The organism is Streptomyces cahuitamycinicus, from assembly GCF_002891435.1.
In the GTDB taxonomy this organism is placed as follows: Bacteria; Actinomycetota; Actinomycetes; order Streptomycetales; family Streptomycetaceae; genus Streptomyces; species Streptomyces cahuitamycinicus.
In genome coordinates this window covers 1-1,325 of record NZ_POUC01000831.1, presented here as the reverse complement: position 1 = coordinate 1,325, position 1,325 = coordinate 1, and the positions used below count along the sequence as shown (strand labels likewise).

Annotated in this window: 2 protein-coding genes; both read left to right on the top strand. The window is 74.1% G+C overall.

Features of this window, described 5'->3' with window-relative positions:
- The coding region (locus tag C1J00_RS48670) for an ABC transporter permease (RefSeq protein WP_146046413.1) at positions 1–517 on the top strand (517 nt) is incomplete at its 5' end.
- 8 nt (positions 518–525) lie between these two features.
- Positions 526–1,325, top strand: an 800-nt coding sequence (locus C1J00_RS43250) for an ATP-binding cassette domain-containing protein (RefSeq protein WP_102914218.1), incomplete at its 3' end; no start/stop codon positions are given.

The following is a 1,325-nucleotide window of genomic DNA, read 5'->3' as shown; positions in this document are numbered from 1 at the left end:
GAGTTCGTCGGCAGCGTCAGATGTGTATAAGGGACAGCTGCTGCTCGGCATCTTCATCGTCGCCATGTTCCGCCCCGGGGTGTGGCCGGTGGTCGTCTCGGTCGCGCTGACCCACTGGCTGTCCACGGCCCGGATCGTCCGTGCCGAGGTGCTGTCGCTGCGGTCGCGGCCGTACGTCGACGCCGCCGTCTCCGGCGGGGCCTCCCGGTGGCGGGTGACGGTACGGCACCTGCTGCCCGCCGTCCTGCCCCAGGCCGCGCTCGCCGCCGTGCTGATGGTGCCGCACGCCATGTGGCACGAGTCGGCACTGTCCTTCCTCGGGCTAGGGCTGCCCACGCACACGGCGAGCCTCGGCACCCTGATCCAGAGTGCCCGCGGCTCCCTCCTCGCCGGCCAGTGGTGGCCGACCCTCTTCCCGGGCCTCTTCCTCATCGTCCCCACCCTCGCCATCGCCGGACTCGCCGGGGCCTGGCGGGAGCGGATCAACCCCCGTCACCGATCGGAGCTGATGCTGTGAGCGCCGGTATGGAGTCCGTGACCCCCGTGCTGTCCGTGCGCGGACTGTCCGTGCGGTTCCTCATGCCCGGCGGGCGCCGCGTCGCCGCCGTCACCGACGCGCGGTTCGACGTGGCGCCCGGCGAGTGTCTGGCCCTGATCGGGGAGAGCGGCTGCGGCAAGTCCGTGCTGGCCTCCGCCCTGCTCGGACTGCTCCCCGGCAACGCCCAGACCGCAGGCTCGGCCCTCCTCGGCGACCTGGACCTGCTCACGGCCGGCGAGCGGACCCTCGCCCGCACCGTACGGGGGCGGCTCATCGGCCTCGTACCGCAGAGCCCGGCCGCCCACCTCACCCCGGTCCGTACCGTCCGGTCCCAACTGGAGGAGACCGTCGCCGCGTTGACCGCGACCCGGGGGCGCGCCGCCCTGCGGGCCGCCGCCGAGGCCGCCGCGGAACGGGCCGCGTTCCCCGCGGACCACCTCGACCGCCACCCCCACCAGTTGTCCGGCGGTCTCGCCCAGCGCGCCGCCACCGCCCTCGCTCTGGTCGGTGACGCACCCCTGCTGCTCGCCGACGAACCCACCACCGGACTCGACCGCGACCTCGTGGACCGTACGGCCGACGAACTGCGGCGGCACGTCGACGACCCGGGCGGCAGCGGTCGCGGACGGGCCCTGCTGATGATCACCCACGATCTGGCCGCCGCCGAGCGCATCGCCGACCGGGTCGCGGTCATGTACGCCGGACGGATCGTCGAACTCGCCGACACCACGGCCTTCTTCGGCTCACCCGGCCCCCGCCACCCCTACAGCCGCGGCCTGCTCCAAGC